The sequence below is a fragment of the Streptomyces sp. YIM 121038 genome, from assembly GCF_006088715.1.
In the GTDB taxonomy this organism is placed as follows: domain Bacteria; phylum Actinomycetota; class Actinomycetes; order Streptomycetales; family Streptomycetaceae; genus Streptomyces.
Genome location: NZ_CP030771.1, coordinates 694,984 through 712,749 on the forward strand (window position 1 = coordinate 694,984; position 17,766 = coordinate 712,749).

Annotated in this window: 11 protein-coding genes; 7 read left to right on the forward strand and 4 right to left on the reverse strand. The window is 73.1% G+C overall.

The window, feature by feature from the left end; all coding sequences use genetic code 11:
- Window positions 1–8 precede the first annotated feature (8 nt).
- The 4 genes from C9F11_RS03005 (at window position 9) to C9F11_RS03020 (ending at window position 3,877) form a co-directional block, all read left to right on the forward strand.
- Window positions 9–971, forward strand: a complete 963-nt coding sequence (locus tag C9F11_RS03005) for a sugar ABC transporter permease (protein ID WP_138957780.1) — start codon at window positions 9–11, stop codon at window positions 969–971.
- A gap of 95 nt (window positions 972–1,066) precedes the next feature.
- Window positions 1,067–1,855 (forward strand): carbohydrate ABC transporter permease, encoded by a 789-nt coding sequence (locus C9F11_RS03010; protein WP_249402130.1) that lies wholly within the window; start codon window positions 1,067–1,069, stop codon window positions 1,853–1,855.
- A gap of 63 nt (window positions 1,856–1,918) precedes the next feature.
- Complete coding sequence (locus C9F11_RS03015) at window positions 1,919–3,241, forward strand: alpha-glucosidase/alpha-galactosidase (RefSeq protein ID WP_138957782.1); 1,323 nt, start codon at window positions 1,919–1,921, stop codon at window positions 3,239–3,241.
- Window positions 3,242–3,364: 123 nt separating this feature from the next.
- On the forward strand, window positions 3,365–3,877 hold the full coding sequence (locus C9F11_RS03020) for a HutD family protein (RefSeq protein ID WP_138957783.1): 513 nt from the start codon (window positions 3,365–3,367) through the stop codon (window positions 3,875–3,877).
- Between the two features lie 54 nt (window positions 3,878–3,931).
- Here the strand turns inward: C9F11_RS03020 and C9F11_RS03025 are convergent, their stop codons facing one another.
- The 3 genes from C9F11_RS03025 to C9F11_RS03035 all read right to left on the reverse strand — a co-directional run bounded on the left by C9F11_RS03025 (window position 3,932) and on the right by C9F11_RS03035 (window position 13,252).
- Entirely contained in the window at window positions 3,932–9,634 is a 5,703-nt protein-coding gene (locus tag C9F11_RS03025; protein ID WP_138957784.1) for a PQQ-binding-like beta-propeller repeat protein, read from the reverse strand.
- 246 nt (window positions 9,635–9,880) lie between these two features.
- On the reverse strand, window positions 9,881–11,353 hold the full coding sequence (locus tag C9F11_RS03030) for an alpha/beta hydrolase (RefSeq protein WP_138957785.1): 1,473 nt from the start codon (window positions 11,351–11,353) through the stop codon (window positions 9,881–9,883).
- Between the two features lie 162 nt (window positions 11,354–11,515).
- Window positions 11,516–13,252: a dihydroxyacetone kinase family protein gene (locus C9F11_RS03035; protein WP_138957786.1), complete on the reverse strand. Its 1,737-nt coding sequence runs from the start codon at window positions 13,250–13,252 to the stop codon at window positions 11,516–11,518.
- 349 nt (window positions 13,253–13,601) lie between these two features.
- On the opposite strand from C9F11_RS03035, the gene C9F11_RS03040 reads away from it, so the two are divergent.
- Together C9F11_RS03040 and C9F11_RS03045 are read left to right on the forward strand one after the other, a co-directional pair.
- Window positions 13,602–14,402: a helix-turn-helix domain-containing protein gene (locus C9F11_RS03040; protein WP_138957787.1), complete on the forward strand. Its 801-nt coding sequence runs from the start codon at window positions 13,602–13,604 to the stop codon at window positions 14,400–14,402.
- A gap of 161 nt (window positions 14,403–14,563) precedes the next feature.
- Window positions 14,564–15,928 (forward strand): FAD-dependent oxidoreductase, encoded by a 1,365-nt coding sequence (locus tag C9F11_RS03045; protein ID WP_138957788.1) that lies wholly within the window; start codon window positions 14,564–14,566, stop codon window positions 15,926–15,928.
- Between the two features lie 58 nt (window positions 15,929–15,986).
- Here the strand turns inward: C9F11_RS03045 and C9F11_RS03050 are convergent, their stop codons facing one another.
- Window positions 15,987–17,009: a YncE family protein gene (locus tag C9F11_RS03050; protein WP_212767790.1), complete on the reverse strand. Its 1,023-nt coding sequence runs from the start codon at window positions 17,007–17,009 to the stop codon at window positions 15,987–15,989.
- A gap of 243 nt (window positions 17,010–17,252) precedes the next feature.
- Between C9F11_RS03050 and C9F11_RS48065 the strand changes: the two genes are divergently transcribed.
- Entirely contained in the window at window positions 17,253–17,579 is a 327-nt protein-coding gene (locus C9F11_RS48065; protein ID WP_212767791.1) for a hypothetical protein, read from the forward strand.
- The last annotated feature ends 187 nt before the right edge of the window (window positions 17,580–17,766 follow it).

Genomic DNA, 17,766 nt, shown 5'->3' on the forward strand with positions numbered 1-17,766 from the left:
GACGTGACATGCCCCCGCATCCCCCTCCGCTGACGCTGCCTCCGGACCGGTCGGGGGCGCGTGCCCGGCGCCGTCGGCGCCGCCGCGAGTCCGCCACCGCCTGGGCGTTCGTCTCCCCCGCCGTGCTCGTCGTCCTCGGTCTGAGCGTCGTGCCCGTCGTCTGGTCGCTGCTGCTGTCCTTCCAGGCCGACGACCTCGTCACGCCGAGCCGCTGGGTGGGCCTGGACAACTACCGCGCCCTGCGCCGGGACCCGAACTTCCACGAGGCCGTGCGGAACACCGTGGTGTACACCGTCCTCTACGTGCCGCTGAGCATCGGCCTCGGGCTCGCGCTCGCCCTCGTCCTCAACCGGCGCATCCGCTGCGCCGGCCTGTACCGCACCCTGTTCTTCGTGCCGTTCGTCATCTCCGCCACGGCACAGGGCGTGCTGTTCTCCTTCGTCCTCGACCCGGAGTTCGGCGCGGTCAACTCCGTCCTGCACCGCCTGGGCGTCTCGTCGCAGGGGTTCCTCACCGATCCCTCGCAGGCGCTGTTCGTCCTGGTCGCCATCACGCTGTGGAGCGGCACGGGCCTGTGCACCGTCATCTATCTGGCCGCGCTCCAGGACGTACCGCAGTCGCTGATCGAGGCCGCCCGGCTCGACGGGGCGGGGCCGCTGCACCTGCTGCGGCACGTGACGCTGCCCGCGCTCGCGCCGGTGAGCCTGTTCCTGCTGCTGTGGCAGACCATCCAGGCCCTTCAGGTCTTCGACCTGGTCTATGTGACCACCAAGGGCGGCCCGCTGGGCTCCACCACCGTCATCGTCTACTTCGTCTGGGAGCAGGCCTTCAAGGAGTTCACCGCGGGGTACGGCGCCGCTGCCGCCTACGTCCTCGCCGTGGCGCTGCTCGTCGTGGCGGTCGCGCTGCGGGCCGTACGCGGCCGCGCGCGGCTCCCGCGGCCGCGGCGCACGAAGGCGGCGGCCTCGTGACCGTGACCACGGGCCGCCCGTCCCGCGCCCGGCCCCGTCCGGCCCCGGCGCCCGCCCGGCCGCGCGCTCGGCGGCTCCCGTTCAGCCCCTGGCACCTGGTGCTCGCGCCGCTGGCCGCGCTGTTCGCGGTGCCGCTGGTGTGGCTGGTGCTCAGCTCGGTGATGAGCAACGCCGAGATCAACCGCTTCCCGCCCGCCCTGTGGCCGTCCGGGATCGACCTGGGCGGATACCGCTACGTCCTCGGCAACGCCCTGTTCCCGCGGTGGCTGCTGAACTCCGCGATCGTCTCGGCCGCCGCGGTGGCCTCGAACCTCGTGTGCGGCGCGCTCGGCGGCTACGCCTTCGCCCGGATGCGGTTCGCCGGTTCGCGGCTGCTCCTGGTGCTGATGCTGGCGACGATGGCGGTCCCGTTCCAGCTGACGATGATCCCCACCTTCCTGGTGATGAAGTGGCTCGGCCTGATCGACACCCTCGGCGCGCTGATCGTGCCGTCGCTGGTCACCCCGTTCGCGGTGTTCCTGTTCCGCCAGTTCTTCCTGTCCCTGCCGCGGGAGCTGGAGGAGGCCGCCTGGATCGACGGCTGCTCACGCCTTCGGGTGCTCCGGTCCATCGTGCTGCCCCTGGCCCGGCCCGCCTTCGCCACCGTCGCCGTACTGACCTTCCTGACCACGTGGAACGACCTGACCTGGCCGCTGGTCGCCATCAACCACGACACCCAGTACACGCTCCAGCTCGGCCTGACCACCTTCCAGGGGCAGCACCACACGCAGTGGTCAGCGGTGATGGCGGGCAACGTGATCACGGTCCTGCCGGTGCTGCTCGCCTTCCTCCTCGCCCAGAAGACCTTCATCCGCTCGATCACCTCCAGCGGCATCAAGGGCTGACCGCCCGGCCCCTGCCCCCGCCCGGAACCGCCCCACCGCCACCAGCATCGGAGTGACCACCCCATGACGCATCCCAGGATCGCCTTCGTCGGGGCGGGCAGCGTGGAATTCACCCAGGGCCTGCTCGCCGACCTCTTCGCCTTCCCCGAGCTGAAGAGCGCCCATGTCGCCCTGCACGACATCGACGCCGAACGGCTCGCCACCGCCGAGGCCGCCGCCCGCCACATCGCCGGGGAACGCGGCGCCGACGCCCGCGTCACGGCCCACCCCGACCGCCGCGCGTCCCTGGACGGTGCCGACTTCGTCATCAACACCGTGCAGATCGGCATGGCCGAGGCGACCCGCACCGACTTCGCCGTGCCCGCCCGCTACGGCCTGCGCCAGACCATCGGCGACACGCTCGGCATCGGCGGCGTCTTCCGCGCCCTGCGCACCTTCCCGTTCCTCAAGGACCTCGGCGAGGACATCGCCGCGCTGTGCCCCGACGCCTGGCTGCTCAACTACACCAACCCCATGGCGATGAACGTCCAGTACCTCACGCAGGCCACCGGCCTGACCCGGGTCGTCGGCCTGTGCCACTCCGTGTACTGGACCCTGCGGGACCTGGCCGAGCTCCTCGACGTCCCGTACGACGAGATCACGTACCGGGCGGCGGGCGTCAACCACCAGGCGTGGGTGCTGCGCTTCGAGCACGAGGGCAGTGACCTCTACCCCCGCCTCGACGAACTGATCGCCCGGGAGCCGCAGTTGCGGCGGCGGGTCCGCATGGACATGTACCGGCGCCTCGGCTACTACCCGACCGAGACCAGCGAGCACTCGTCCGAGTACGTCCCCTGGTACCTGCGCCACGACAGCGAGGTCGAGCGGCTGCGGCTCCCGGTCGGCGTCTACCTCGACATGGTCGACGAGAACGTCGCCACGTACCACCGGACCCGGGACGCCCTGGCCAAGGGGGCGCCGCTCGCCGTCGAGGGCACCATGGAGTACGCGCCGCAGGTCATCCACAGCGTGGTCACCGGCACCCCGCGCACCATCTACGGCAACGTCCCCAACCGCGGCCTGATCGACAACCTCCCGGCCCACGGCGTCGTCGAGGTGCCCTGCCTCGTCGACGCGACCGGCGTCCAGCCCACCCGCGCCGGATCGCTGCCCCCGCAGCTCGCCGCCCTCAACCGCACCTACCTCAGCATGAACGACCTGGTCGTCCGCGCCGCCCTGGACGACGAGCCGCGCCACATCCGGCACGCGGCGATGACCGACCCGGCCACGGCCGCCACCCTGACCGTGCGCGAGATCTGGCGGCTGTGCGACGACATGGTCCGGGCCCACGGGGACCTGCTCCAGCCGTCCCTGCGCGCACTGCTCGCCGACCCGGCCGACGGCTGACCGTCCCGCCCGCGCCTCCGTGCCGCGCGGTGTCCTTCAGGGTGCTTCGCTCCGGGATCCCGCCCTTCCGGGGCCCCGGCCCTTTAGGATTCCACCGTTCCGCCGCACAGCCAGGAGGTGCCGATGTCCGCACCGGAGAAGCCCCGCCTGCTGGTCTCCTTCGACCAGTACCTGCCGTACGTGTCCTCCGAGCAGACCGGAGCACTGTGGAGACTGGCGGAGGGGCGACGGCAGCTCGACGCCAACCTGATCAGGCTGCCTCCGTCGGGCGGCGTGGCGGCCCACGTGGAGCACTCCCTGGACGTCCTGCTCGTCGTGGTCGCGGGCGACGGCCGCCTCGACGGCGACGGCGAGCAGCTCGCGCTCGCCGCCGGGTCCGTGGCCTGGCTGCCGCGCTCGTCCCGGCGCGGGCTCAGCGCCGGGGCGCACGGTCTGGTGTATCTGACCGTGCACGCGCGCCGCCCCGGCCTGAGCGTCACCGGCACCGCGCCCACGGCCCTCGCCGCGCGGGAGGGCGGCGAGGCACCCTGCTCCCTGGACCGGGTCTGCCCGGAGTGCGGCAGGATGCGCGCCGAGGCCGGGGCGCCCTTCTGCGCGTGGTGCGGCGAGCGGGTGGCCGACGCGAACGACGGCTGACCTCCGGGGCGGCCGCACGCCCCGACGCGGCGCCCTTGGGGCACCTGGCGCGCCCTACGACTGCTCGGGCAGGTCGGCCGGGGTGCGGCCGAGGACCAGTTGGTCGAACAGGGCTCCGCCGCCGACGGTCCGCAGGCTGAGGCTCCGTACGCGGTACGTGGCCTGCGTACGGGTGAGTTCCCACAGGTCCAGGCGCACGGTCGACCAGGTGCGCGGGGGCGCGGGGAAGGTGACCTGGGCCAGGACCGCGGCGTCCGGCCAGGTGGGGGAACCGGCGAGGACAAGGACCGCGGGGGCGTTCCAGGCGAGGCCGAGCCGCAGGCCCATGGCGGTCGTGGCGGGGCCCGTCGCCTTCCAGGCGAACTGGAAGTACCGGTACTGGCCCGGCTCGGGGTGCTCCGCGATCGCGAAGTCCCACTCGGGGAGCACATGGCCGAACGGCGCGAAGTACTGCGGGTGCGCGTCGGCCGCCGAGACGCCGTCGGTGACGTCCAGGCGTACGCAGGTGCCTCCTTCGGGGCGGGCGTCGCCCCGCTGGAAGGTGAGCCGGCCGTGGACGAGCGTGCGCAGGTCGCTCTCCCGGTCGTCGAAGAGGGTCGCCCGCTTCTGCTGGTCGATGACGTCCCGGTGGGAGTTGCCCAGGACCTCGCCGTGGAAGGCCAGTTCGCCCATGCGGAGGTTGCCGACGGGCCAGGCTCCGCCGCCGGTCGTGACGAACCGGAACCAGGAGGCGACCAGCGGCTCGGTGAACAGGTGCGTGTGCACGGCCGTGTCGGACAGGAGCATCGGGCCGTCGACCCAGCGCCCGGCGCGGGTGTCCCACCACTGGAGGCGGACGTCGCGCAGCCACGACTCGGGGTGCGCGGGGTCCTCGGCGATGGTGACGCCGTCGAGGCGCAGCAGGTTCCGGTAGGTGTCGACGGTCAGCTCGAACTTGCCGTGCCAGCCGCTGTCCACGGAGTTGATCACCCACCAGGGCAGCCACGGCTTCGCGGGCGGCCGCGCGCTGCCGTCGAGCAGGAGGCCGGTGTCGTTCTGCTGCGACAGATAGATCTCCTGGTCCCGGTCGAGGAGCCGGGAGCGGAGGACGACGCCCGTCTGCTTGAGCACGTTGTCCGCCAGGGGCCTGGGCGTCGCGGCGGCGTTGCCCCAGGTGCGGCGCACCAGTGGGGTCGGGTCCGGGGCCCGCAGCTTGGGGCGGACGTCCTGCTCGGTCGGGGTGAGCCTGCTCTGCCAGCGGGGCCGCAGGTCGGGCCGGTAGCGGACCACGGTGCCCATCCAGGTCGCGGCGAGCAGGTCACCGTCGGGCAGCCAGGCCGGGACCGGCAGCGCCTTCAGGTCGGCCGTGCCGAGCACGGCACCGTCGCGGGTCAGGACGGCCAGGGTGCCCAGCTCGCTGCCGACGGCGACGCGGCTCCCGTCGGGCGAGACGCGGGGACGGCGCAGCAGGTCGTCGCCGGTGTACGTCCACAGCAGGCCGCCGTCGGCGCCGAAGACCTTCAGCTGACGGTGCTTGGTGACGGCGATGAGGGACCCGTCGCCGGAGACGGAGACCTCGTCGGCGGCGGCCGGGACGGTGTTGCGGAGCACGCCGCCCCGGATGACGTAGAGACGGCCGCCCTCGGTGTCCGACCAGATCACGACGGTGCGCCGGTCCCGGCTGACCACGCCGCCGCCGAAGGCGCCGACGTCGGCCACGTGCAGCGACCACAGCGTCGCCCCGTCGGCCGCCGCGAGCCCGGTGATCCGCCCCTCCGCGAAGGTGATCAGGGTCGCGTCGTCGGCGGCCAGGAGCCGCAGCGGTGCGCGCCGGTGCTCCGCCCACCACTGGTGCGCCCAGCGCTCGGCGCCGGAGCTGTCCCAGACCGCCAGGCCGAGATCGCCGCAGGTGGCGACCCAGGAGCCACCGGGTGCCACCGCGAAGTTGTTCAGGCCGAGGTCGTAGCCCCAGTCGCCGCGCGCCCAGTTGGTGGCCCGCTTGGGCAGCCCGAACAGCGCGAAGCGACGGCGGGCGGCGCCTGCCGCGTCCAGCAGGTACAGGTGGTAGCCCTCGGCGCTGAGCACGTCGAAGCCCTGCGCGGCGAACCCGCCCGCGTGGGCGAGGGGTCCGTACGCGAAGTGGTGCCCGAGCCGCTGCCGCCAGGTGGTGCGGCCGGTGGCGAGGTCGATCCCGTGGACGTTGTGGTCCCAGTTGAACGTGGTGAGGGCCGCGCTCGTGCCGTCCGCCGACACGGCGATGTCGCGGACGTGCGGGCCGAAGGCGTCTTCTGAGGCCGACGGCAGCGGGCCGTGCACCACGGGGACGACGGCGTAGAGCCTGCCGGGCACGGAGCGCAGGTCGGCGGTGAACTCGTCGCCGAGGAGCGTGCTGACGGGCTTGCCGGTGAGCAGGTCGACCACCTGGTGCAGGAGCGGGAGCCGCACCTTGATCCTGGCCATGACGGGGACGCGGTGGGCGCACAGCAGTCCCACGCGCCAGGCGAGGCCGGGCTCCCAGTCGAGCAGGGTGTTGTTGACGGCCCAGAGGTAGCGGACGCCGCCCGCGGTCCACTCGCTGAGGTGCACCTCCGGGTTGTCGACGCACTCGGCGAAGGGCGTCACGGCGCTCAGCGCGGAGCGCAGTGCGGCCGCCTGCTCCAGGAAGAGGGCGCGCAGCGCCGCGTAGGCGGCGTCGTTGTTCTGGATGGGCTGCTGGTAGGTGTCCTTGTTCTGCAGCTGGGTCTTCTCCACGTGGTCGAAGCCGATGGTGAGCCGGGTGAAGCCCGTGACCCGGTCGGCGTGGCAGGTGGCGTCGGCGAACACCGGTACGTCGGCCGCCGCGAGGGCCGCGGCCAGCGGCGGGTCGAGCTCCACGGTCTGGCCCACGACGAGCACCGCCTGGTAGCGGCGCAGGACCTCGGCGCTGACGTCCTCGGCGAAGACGAAGGACGCCGGGCGCTGCGCGTACAGACAGGAGTTGTACGCCTCGTACAGGCGCTGGAAGTAGACGCCCGCGTACTGTCCTTCGTTGAACTCGATGCGCTGCATGCGCGTGGACACGACGATCGCGACGGGGTCGGCGCTCTGGGCCCCGGCGGTCACCGGGCCGAGCCGGGCGCACAGGTCGAACAGGGCGCGCAGGACCGAGGTCTTGCCCGCGCTGCCGCTGCGCGGGTCGCCCGGGACGCCGCCGCTGCCACCGGCGCGCTCGTCCTGGGCGTCGGCTCCCTCCACGTGCTCGGCCCCGATGTCCGTGACCATGCCCGTTCCGTGGACGCCGCGCATCACTTGCTGGAGGAGCGTCGGCATGATCATCCCGCCGGTGCCGTCGTCGTTCCCCAGCTCGGGGTGGCCCCAGGCGGGACGGCCGGGCCGACGGTAGAAGTCGACCATGTGCCGGGTGACCTGCGGCGGCTGGATCTGTTCGGCCTGGAAGTGCAGGTCGACCTCGTCGGCGCCCGTGAACACGAGCTGCGGCGGGACCTGCCGCTCGCGGTACGGGGCGGTCATCGCGCCGATGCCGTTGGGCAGGAGTGACTTCAGGACGGTGCGGAAGTGGGCCGCGGCGTCGCGCTTGTGGGCGAAGGTCCGGTCGCTGACGGTGTCGAGCACGGCCGACCAGGCGCCGTTGGCCGTCTCCGCCTGGGCCAGGGCGTTGTGGTACGCGGTCCGCTCGGCCTGGTCCTTCGCGGCGGCCTCGCCGACGGCGCCCGCCCACAGCCACCAGTTGGCCGCCCAGGTCCAGCCCCGGAAGGCGGCGTAGGGCAGGAACTTCCGGGTGACCGCCGTCAGATCGGCGTCGAGCTGCGCGGGGGTCCGGCGCTCGAAGTTGTTCGGCGTCCCCTGGGGGAGGAAGGGCAGGTAGGCGTCGTTCGTCAGGAGGATGGCCTGGGTCTCCATGCCGTACGCGCCATAGGCGGCGACCGCTCGGCGGCGCGGGTCCTCGACCATCGCCTTGCCGGGGGCGACGCCGTCCCGCGCCTGGGTCAGACGGGCCACCAGGTCCGGCCCGATGCCTTGGTGGATGCCCTGGTCGGCGGGCACCTCCCCATAGGCGCCGGGCTGGGCGCGGTCCACGAAGAGGTTGATGCCGAGCACCCGCGCCCGCGCCACGTAGGCCGCGGTGGTCTCCGGCGCGTCCCTGAACTCGGGCAGGTCCTCGCTCCGTCGGACCTGCTGCGCCGCCCGGGGGTCCGCGGGGTAGCCCTGGGCGTAGATGTCGGCGTACTGGGTGATGTGGTAGCCGGGCCGCTCGGTGAGGCCCGGTCCGATCTCCAGGTGCTGCGGGGCGACGGTGAAGCCCTCCACGTCGGCGTCGAGGAGGTGGCGGCCGGGGGTGAGGCCGCGGGTGACGTCCGCGGCGAGGGCCAGCGTGCCGGTGCCGTCCGGCCCCAGGGTGACGTCCCGCGCGGTGATCTCCTCGCCGCCGCGCAGGAGCCGGACGCGCACGGAGGCGGGCAGCGGCGTACCGGCCGCCGCGCGGGCGCAGACCGTGATCCTGTCGGCGGGCCCGCCGTCGGCGCTGCCGAGCGGCTCGCCCCGGCCGTAGTGGAAGCGGTTCGACGGCGTCCAGATCGACACCGTGCCGCGGCTGCCCGGGCGGCGTACCTCGACGATGCCGTCGACGACGTACTCGCTGTAGCGCCCTGCGGTGTCGGCCGACACCCGCAGCTGGTGCAGGCCCCGGGCGTCGCCGGGCGGGGTGACCGCCCCGGCGGTCAGCGGGAGTTCGGTGAACTCCGGTACGCCGAGGGGCCGCAGCCACACCTTCAGGCGGGGGCGGCCCGGCCAGCGCCCCGGGTCGTGGGTGACGGTCAGCGGCATGCGCGCCCCGGCCGTCCAGACGTCCGCGTCGTACGTCACCGTCAGCCGCTCGACGTCGGCGGACACGCGGGCGATGAACGCGCCGGTGTCCAGGTCGTAGCGCTCGAACAGCGTCACGTGGTCGCGGCGCGCGGTCGGGGTGACCTGGTCCGACCTGCGGACGAGGAACTCCTTGCCGCGCACCCTGAGGTCCGTGACGTCGTGGTCGGTGTCGGGCAGGGCGAGGACGCGGGTGCCGGTCCTGTTGCCGTTCAGGTCGAAGATCCGCACCTCGCGGCCGCCGGTCAGGACGTGGAGGTGGCCGTCGTCGGAGACGTCGTAGCCGCTGAGGACGAAGCCGACGGGCTTGGCCTGCACCGGGTTTCCCACGGGCGTTCCGTCGAACGTGCACATCCGGATGACCCCGGACTGCCACGCCGTGACGAGCAGTTCCCGCTCCTCCGCGACCCGCAGCCCGACCGTCTGCCTGCGGTCCTTGGGGTCGCTGCTCAGCCGGCTCAGGTCGATGGTGTCGACCACCGTGCCACCGGGCCTGTCCGGATTCAGCCGCAGCACCCGCAGGGCGTGCTGGTCCATCGCGTAGAAGTCGCCGGACGGGCCCGCCTCCACGGCCGGCGGGGCGAAGTAGCCGTCCGTGTCATTGACGGTGAACTCGTCGAAGGAGCCCAGGGGGCGGAAGTCCTTGTCCCAGAACGCCACCCGGTGGCTGAAGTGGTGCTCCGCGGTGGCGATCACGCCCGCGCGGTTGGCCGTGACCGCGAGCAGCGCGCTGCCCGCCCTGCCGACGCGCGTCGTCGAGCCGTCCGGGGCCAGCCGCAGCACGACGCTGGCCGGGGCGGCCGAACTCGCCACGTACACCTGGCCGTCCCGGCCCACGCCCAGGCGTGCCGCCCAGGGCTCGAACGTCGGGTCGTGCCGGGGAATGATCTGCTGGAGCGTCCTCGTCGTGCCCACGCGGCCTACCCCCTTGTGGTCGCCCCGCACGCGGCACCTCTGGGTGTTGCTGGGGGTCTCGATCAGGCTCGCATGGGGCGATCGGGGCCGTTGTCACCCGATGGGGTGATGTTGCAAGTTGGCCGATAAAGCACGCGGGTGGGGCGTTTGGTCAGTGCACGCGGAGACGTTCCCTGCCGGATCACGACGGCCCGGAGACGGTCCTGTGGGGGGCCGCCTCCGGGCGTGGTCGCGCGGACCCTGAGGTCAGGGCGTCGGCGCGGGTCCGGCCGGGCAGGTCGTGTCGCGCGTCGGCAGCTTGCCGGTGAGCAGATAGCGGCTGCCGTGCTTGTCCACGCAGGAGTTGGCGTCGAACAGGAACTGGCCGTGGTTGCCGCCGCCCGCGACGACCAGGCGCGAGCCCTTCAGGGCCGCGTGCATCCGGCGCGCCCCTGCCAGCGGCGTCGCCGCGTCGTCCTTGGCCTGGAGCAGCAGCGGGGGCGGCACCCGCACGGAACCGATCTTCACCGGGGTGGTGGGCTTGGCCTTCCAGAAGGCGCACGGGGCGCTGTACCAGGTGTTCAGCCAGCCGAACAGCGGCGCCTTGCGGGCCGAGGCACGCGTGTCCGTGCGCCAGGTCTTCCAGTCCCGTGGCCAGGGGTCGTCCACGCAGGAGTAGGCGAGCATGGCCGGGTCGACGCCGCCGTCGGCGAGCTGGTCGGTGGCCGCGAGCAGCGCGCCCGAGTCGCCGCGCCGGTAGTCGGACACGGCCCCGGCCAGTTCGCTCCACATCAGGTCGGTGTACATGCCGGAGGCCAGCAGGTCGTCGAGTTCGGCGCTCCCGGCCCGGCCCCCGGCCGAGCGGGCGGTCAGCTTCTTGCGGGCCGCTTCCCAGGCCGTGGCCACCTTCGCGCGGGTGGTGCCCAGGTGGTAGGTGCGGTCGTGCTTGGCGGTCCAGGCGAAGAACTGCTGGGCCCGGTGCTGCAACGCGGTGTTCTGCTGGAACTGGGCCGCGTAGGAGCTCGCTGTCGGGTCCATCACGCTGTCCAGGACCATCCGGCCGGTGCGCTTGGGGAAGAGCGTCGCGTAGGTGGCGCCGAGGCGGGTCCCGTACGAGTAACCGAGGTAGTCGAGCTTCGGCTTGCCGAGCGCGGCCCGGATGCGGTCCATGTCCCGGACGGCGTTCTCGGTGGTCATGTGCGGCAGCAGGTCACCGGAGTGCTGCCGGCACTGCTCGGCGACCTTGCGGGCGACGGTCAGCCGCTTCTTCTCCTCGGCCGCGTTACGGGGCGTGTACGGGAGGGCCGGGTGCTTGGTGAGCTTGCTCGTGTCGCCGCAGGAGACGGGGGTGCTGGCGCCGACGCCGCGCGGGTCGAAGCTGACGACGTTGTACTTCTCCGCGACCTTCTGGGGCAGCGAGCTCCACACCAGCTTGGCGACGCCGATGCCGGACTCGCCGGGGCCGCCCGGGTTGACCACGAGGGTGCGCGGGGCGTTGCCCGCGCCCGCGATGGACAGCGTCAGTTCGATCCGGCGGCCGTTCGGCTTCTTGTAGTCCAGCGGCACCTTGAGCGTGGAGCAGTAGGTGCCGCGCGGCGCTTCGGCTCCGGCGGGGCAGGTGCCCCAGCGCGGTCCGGCCGCCGGGGCAGCGGCCTGCGCCGTCGCGGGCATCCCCACGGCGAGCAGGCTCAGGGCCCCGGCGACGGCGGCGGTGCCGCCGACGATGCGCTTCGGTCTCATGTGCTGTCTTCCCGTCCATTCGATGGCTCTCGGCAGGGAGGACGGCGGAAACGCGGACCGGGTTTCCCCTCGGTCACATGAGACGCGCACCGGCCCGGGCGGGTCCGGGACCGAGGGGACGGTTCCCGAACCCGCGCCGGGCCGGTGCCGGGTGAGGCCGGGTCAGATCGTGGTCAGGTGGCCCGGGGCGGGGAGGCGGGTGGCCCACGTCGGCTCGTGCACCTCGGCCAGGGTCGTGAAGACCAGGGCGACGGCGAGCGCGCCCGGGTCCGGCACGCCGAGGGCGTGGTCGCCGACGTAGCTGGCGCGGCCGCGCCGGGGGCGCAGCGACGCGGTCGAGAGGGCGCCGCGGATCGCGGCCTGTGCCGCGGTGGTCAGCGGGGCCTCCGCGAGCTCACCCGTCGGCTCCCCGGCCGACGCGGCGGCGAGGGATTCGGCGGCGGGGACCAGCGCGTCGACCAGCGTGCAGTCGCCGACGCGGGCGCCGCCCACGCGGTTGATGGCCGCGCTCGCGGCGGCCGCGGCCTCGGCCAGTGCCGCGACGGAGGGTGCCTGGCCGTCGCCGGGCTCGGCGGACGCCAGGTCCTTGAAGAACAGCCCGAAGAGCGGCCCGCTCGTACCGCCGACGTCGTTGAGGAACGCCTCGGCGAGCGCGGCCGTGCCTTCGATGCCCGTCTCGTCGGCCAGTCGCACCGCGCGCCGCACGCCCCCGGAGAGGTTGTCCCCGAAGTCGCCGTCGCCGACGAGCTGGTCGAGCTTGGTGAGGTTGTCGCGGACCTGCGCCACGACCTCCGCGTACCGGTCGAGCACGACCCGGCCGCCCGCCGCACCCGCCGTCGCGGCGGGCGCGGGGGCCTGCGCCGCGGGGGCCGCCGCCGGGGCGGCCGAGGTGCCCGCGGGGCGCACGGTCCGGGGCAGCGTGAGCGGGGTCTCGGTCGGTGCCGTCCACAGGTCGACCCAGCCCTCGTCGAGGCGGGTGAGGGTGAGCGAGAACCCGGCCATGTCGAGGGCGGCGGTGTACGTACCGGCGATGGTGACGGCGGGGCGCAGGCCGCGCTCGGTGAGCCGGTCGTGCAGCAGCGAGCTGACGGCGTGCAGTTCGAGCTCGGTGGTGGCACCGAGGCCGTTGACGAGCGCGAGGACCTCGTCGGAGCCCTCGGGCAGCGCGTCGATCAGGTCGTCGGTCATCCGCCGCACCAGGTCGTCGACGGAGGGCCGGGCGATGGTGCGGATGCCGCGCTCGCCGTGGATGCCGACGCCGTAGTCGAGCACGCCGGGCTCCAGCGTGAAGGCGGGAGCGGTCGTCGTGGGCGAGGTCTGGGCGCGCGCGGCCACGGCGACGCTGCGCGACTGCGCCACGACGCGGGTGCCGAGCTCCTGGAGCTCCTGGAGGGACGCGCCCCGGTCGGCGGCGGCGCCGAGCAGCTTCTCCACGACCACCGTCGCCGCCGTGCCCCGGCGGCCCGTCGCGCTGTCGGCGCTGTCGGTGGCGAGGTCGTCGTCGACCAGGACGGTCGCGACCGGGATGCCGTCGTGGCGCAGGCGCTCCGCCGCGATCTGGAAGTTGATCACGTCGCCCGTGTAGTTCTTGACGATCAGCAGCACGCCCGCGCTCTTGGCGACGGCCGCGCTCGCCTCGTAGATCTGCCGGTTGTGCGGGGAGGCGAACACCTCGCCGGGGCAGACCGCGTCCAGGCCGCCGCGCCCGAGGAGGCCGGTGTGCAGCGGCTCGTGCCCGGAGCCGCCGCCGGACACCAGGGCGACGCGACGGCCGGGGTCCGCGGCGCGGGCCCGCAGGTACAGCGGGGCGCTGTTGACCTCGACGATGCCGGGGTGGGCCAGGGCGAGACCGCGTGCGGCGGTCAGCACGGGGGCGGATTCCGGCAGGAAGTAGCTCATCGGTCGGTTCTCCGTAGGTCGGCTCGGGTCGGCCGCAACGTCGGCGTCGGCTTGGGCGTCGGCAAAGGTGTCGGCATCCGGGTCGGCATCGGCGAGGGCTCGGCTTCGCACGGCCGGAGCCGGTGCGGCCACCGCACAGCCCCGTGCGCCGACCCACGCCCCGCTCCGGACGTGCGCCCACCCTGGCCGCCGGACGGCGTCCAAGGCCGGAACTCCATAGTGCCGGAACCTCCGAGTTCCGGTCCGGCCCACGCCGTGCGATCCTGCCACCAGCGCCGAAGGGGCTCCGAGGCGCAGGCCGTGCCGGAAAACCCCTGATCAGACCCACCTTCTTTGCGAGATCTTTACCATGACCAACGCCCGCCGCGAGGACCTCGGCCGCATGCTCCGCGCCTGGCGCAGGGCGCGGGGCCCCGCGCCGGCGCTCGGCTCCCTGCCCGCGCGCGGGCACCGCACCTACCTCACGCAGCTCGACATGGCGCTGCAGCTCGGCGTCTCCGAGCGCTGGTACCGGGCGCTGGAGAAGGGCGAGGACCGCCGGTACAGCCGCGAGATGATCGCCGGGGTCTGCCGGATCCTCGACCTCGCCCCGCAGCAGGCCGCCGCCCTCCACCGGGGCACCGGACACGAGCCCCCCGAGCCCGCCCGCGGCCGCGGCCTCGACCCGGCGCTCGTCCAGCTCATGCGCCAGCAGCGGTACGTCAGCTACCTCTGCGACCAGGCCTGGGACGTGATCGAGGCCAACGTGGTCGCCGCCCGGCACTGCCCCTGGCTCGCCCGCCCCGGCGCCAACGTCATGACCTGGGCGTTCTCCCCCGAGGCCCGCTATCAGCTCCGCGACTGGGAGGACCGCTGGGCCGCCTCCCTGCTCACCCGGCTCCGCCTGGCCTGGCAGCGCCGACCGGATGACGCGCGTCTCGACGAGGTCGTCCGCGAGGTGCGGGCCCAACCGGGCGTCGCGGCCCTCTGGGACTCCCCCGCGTCCGCCGCCCCGGACCCGCTTCCGGGCGACGGCGCACGCCCGATGTTCTTCCCGCTGGTCGCCCCCGACCCGGTCGACGTGCGGGTCCTGGCCTGCGGCCCGTACGACGACGCGACGGTCCGCTGGCACCTGGTGATGCCGGTGGACTCGACGCTCGCGTTTCCTTGAGCACGGCGGCGTAGCAACTGATCAATAGGCCCACAGGCACGCATACCGGCACATTCACACAGCCCCGTGCGGCCGAAAACCCACCCCGCCTGCTAGGTTAGGGTCACCTTAGTTTACGGTTGCCGTCGAGTCAGTCGTCACCGCTCGAAGGGAACCTGAGCATGCACCGCCCCCTGCGGGTAGCCATCGTCGGAGCCGGACCCGCTGGGATCTACGCCGCCGACGCGCTGCTGAAGTCCGACGTGGCCGCCGAGCCCGGCGTGTCCATCGACCTCTTCGAGCGGATGCCCGCCCCGTTCGGCCTGATCCGTTACGGCGTGGCCCCCGACCACCCGCGGATCAAGGGCATCGTCACGGCCCTGCACCAGGTGCTCGACAAGCCGCAGATCCGCCTCTTCGGCAACGTCGACTACCCGCGCGACATCAGCCTGGACGACCTGCGCGCCTTCTACGACGCGGTCGTCTTCTCCACCGGCGCCACGGCCGACCGCGCCCTCGACATACCGGGCATCGACCTCGACGGCTCGTACGGCGCGGCGGACTTCGTCTCCTGGTACGACGGTCACCCGGACGTCCCGCGGACCTGGCCGCTGGACGCGGAGAAGGTCGCCGTCCTCGGCGTCGGCAACGTGGCCCTCGACGTGGCGCGCGTCCTTGCCAAGACCGCCGAGGAGCTCCTTCCGACGGAGATCCCTGCGAACGTCCACGACGGTCTGCAGGCCAACAAGGCCCGCGAGATCCATGTCTTCGGCCGACGCGGCCCCGCGCAGGCCAAGTTCAGCCCGATGGAGCTGCGGGAGCTGGACCACTCCCCCACCATCGAGGTCATCGTGGACCCCGAGGACATCGACTACGACGACGGCTCGATCGCGACCCGCCGCGGCAACAAGCAGGCCGACATGGTCGCCAAGACCCTGGAGAACTGGGCGATCCGCGACGTCGGCGACCGTCCGCACAAGCTCTTCCTGCACTTCTTCGAGTCGCCGTCCGAGATCCTCGGCGAGGACGGCAAGGTCGTCGGCCTGCGCACCGAGCGCACCGAGCTGGACGGCACCGGCAACGTCAAGGGCACCGGCAACGTCAAGGACTGGGACGTCACCGCGGTGTACCGCGCCGTGGGCTATCTGTCCGACGCGCTGCCCAAGCTCCCCTGGGACGTCGAGTCCGGCACGGTGCCGGACGAGGGCGGCCGGGTGATCGAGGAGTCCGGGGCGCACCTGACGTCGACGTACGTCACGGGCTGGATCCGCCGCGGCCCCGTCGGCCTCATCGGTCACACCAAGGGCGACGCCAACGAGACGGTCGCCAACCTCCTGGACGACCACGCGCACGGCCGCCTTCCGGAGCCCGCCTCGCCCGCTCCGGAAGCCGTGGACGCCTTCCTCACCGAGCGGAACGTCCGCTTCACGACGTGGGAGGGCTGGTACCGCCTCGACGCCGCGGAGAAGGCGCTCGGCGAGCCGCAGGGCCGCGAGCGCGTGAAGATCGTCGAGCGCGAGGACATGCTCCGGGAGAGCGGGGCCTGACGCCGCGCCGCACCGCTCCGACCGGCCGTCGCTCCTCCGCGACGGCCGGTCGCGCACGTCAGGGGCGGGCGGGCAGCAGTACCGAGGAGTCCGGCTCCCGTTGGGTGCCGAAGCCGCCGACGACGGCGAGCCGGTCCAGGTCGACGACCGCGATGCGGTCGGTGTCCAGCAGGGACACGTACGCCAGCGGCTCGCTGGGGTGCAGCGACACGGCCGCCGGTGTCCCGTCGAGCCGGAGCGAGCGGATGGGCCGCAGGTCAGTGCTCCAGACGGTCAGGGTCTTGGCGGTGATGTCCGTCGCCAACAGCCGTTCGTCGTCGAGGGTGTAGACCCGCAGCGGGTCCCCGCCCGTCTTCCGGCTGTGCCGCACCTCCATGGTGCGCGCGTCGACGGCGACCAGGGCGGAGCTCTTGCGGGCTCCGACGAACAGCGTCTTCTCGTCCCGGCTCAGGCAGCTGCTCTCGGGCAGTTGGCCGGGCGTCACCAGGAGCGGCGGCACGGCGGCGTCGTGCGGGCGCACGAGGCTCACCGTGTGCGACAACAGGCCGGTGACATAGGCCCGTTCGCCGTCGTGGCTGAGCGTGAACAGATGCGTCTTCACCCCGTGCGTGGGCACCGCCCTGGACGGCGCCCCGTCGGTGGCCGGGTCGTCGAAGCCCAGCAGGACCGCCCTCTCCTCGCTCAGGGCGTACAGCCGGTCGTCACGGTCGATCCCCATGCCGTGGATGCGACGGAACGGTCGGGTGTCGATGGTTCGCGCCAGCGCCCGCCCGACGAGATCGATGACGAAGACCGCGGCGCCGCCCTCGCCCACCGTGGAGGCCATGCGGACGCCGTAGTGCCCGACGTAGGCGAACCGTCGGCGCGAGTCGACGACCATCTCGTGCGGGTAGTCGGGCAGTTGGACCGTCCCAAGGCTCCGCCCCGACGCGACGTCGTAGAAGCCGACCGCGTGGCTGCTCTTCTCCACCACCACGAGCGTGTCACCCTCCGCCGCCCGGGAAGCACCCCGGGCCGACGTGGCCGCCCCGCTCGCCAGCACCCCCGCGCCCGCCGCCTTGATCACCGTACGACGCGTCACCACAGCCCCTCACCCCTCGTCCCTCGTCCTTCGCCCTGCGCCCTGCGCCCTGCGCCCTGCGCCTGGATCGCTCGCCAGTCGCCGTGCGCCACGGACGCGGGACCACGGCCCTCGCCCGTAGCGCCCGAGCCTGGTGGACGGGGAAGGAGGCGTCCAGTGCCACGACAGCCGCAGGGGTCACACGCCACGGGGCAGCGCGGGCTCATCACGGGTTCATTCACGGGTTCATCGCGCGGCGAACGCGTGCCCGCAGTGATCCGCCGCCGCGTTCTTGGCGCCAACCGCGTCTCCACGAACCCCCTGGCCCTGGCCGTGGCCGTCTCCGGCAACAAGTGCCGCCCCGGCCCCTCGACGACCAAGGCCGTCCGAGAGCTCTCCATCAGCTCGGGCAGCGGCATCCACCGCTTCGGCGACGACGTGCGCGGCACCTGGTCCGACAGCGGCGGCACCGGGACACCTCAACGCCGCCGAACACCACCGCCACCGGCATCCAGTAGCCGCACTGTCCCGTCCGCCCCGTACCGTCTCGACCGGGGCACGCCGCCTGAGGGGCAGGCAGAACACCTGTGAGCAGGACTTGCGATCAATCAGCGGCCGGAGAAGATCGCAAAACCGATCACCACGAAGAGAATTATTGCCACGTACGCAACAATAGTTCCCCCGATTGTCTTCGGCTGGTAGGTGAACTGGCTCGGAGGGTTGGGTCGAGGTGCCTTGTATATCTGACGAGTCTCCCCGAAGATCTTTCTGTTTTCGT

What these genes read in the sequence shown, in the direction of transcription:
- C9F11_RS03005 (WP_138957780.1), top strand. Translation starts at nt 9, where the DNA reads ATGCCCCCGCATCCCCCTCCGCTGACGCTGCCTCCGGACCGGTCGGGG.
- C9F11_RS03045 (WP_138957788.1), top strand. Translation starts at nt 14,564, where the DNA reads ATGCACCGCCCCCTGCGGGTAGCCATCGTCGGAGCCGGACCCGCTGGG.
- C9F11_RS03015 (WP_138957782.1), top strand. Translation starts at nt 1,919, where the DNA reads ATGACGCATCCCAGGATCGCCTTCGTCGGGGCGGGCAGCGTGGAATTC.
- C9F11_RS03020 (WP_138957783.1), top strand. Translation starts at nt 3,365, where the DNA reads ATGTCCGCACCGGAGAAGCCCCGCCTGCTGGTCTCCTTCGACCAGTAC.
- C9F11_RS03030 (WP_138957785.1), bottom strand. Translation starts at nt 11,353, where the DNA reads ATGAGACCGAAGCGCATCGTCGGCGGCACCGCCGCCGTCGCCGGGGCC.
- C9F11_RS03040 (WP_138957787.1), top strand. Translation starts at nt 13,602, where the DNA reads ATGACCAACGCCCGCCGCGAGGACCTCGGCCGCATGCTCCGCGCCTGG.
- C9F11_RS03035 (WP_138957786.1), bottom strand. Translation starts at nt 13,252, where the DNA reads ATGAGCTACTTCCTGCCGGAATCCGCCCCCGTGCTGACCGCCGCACGC.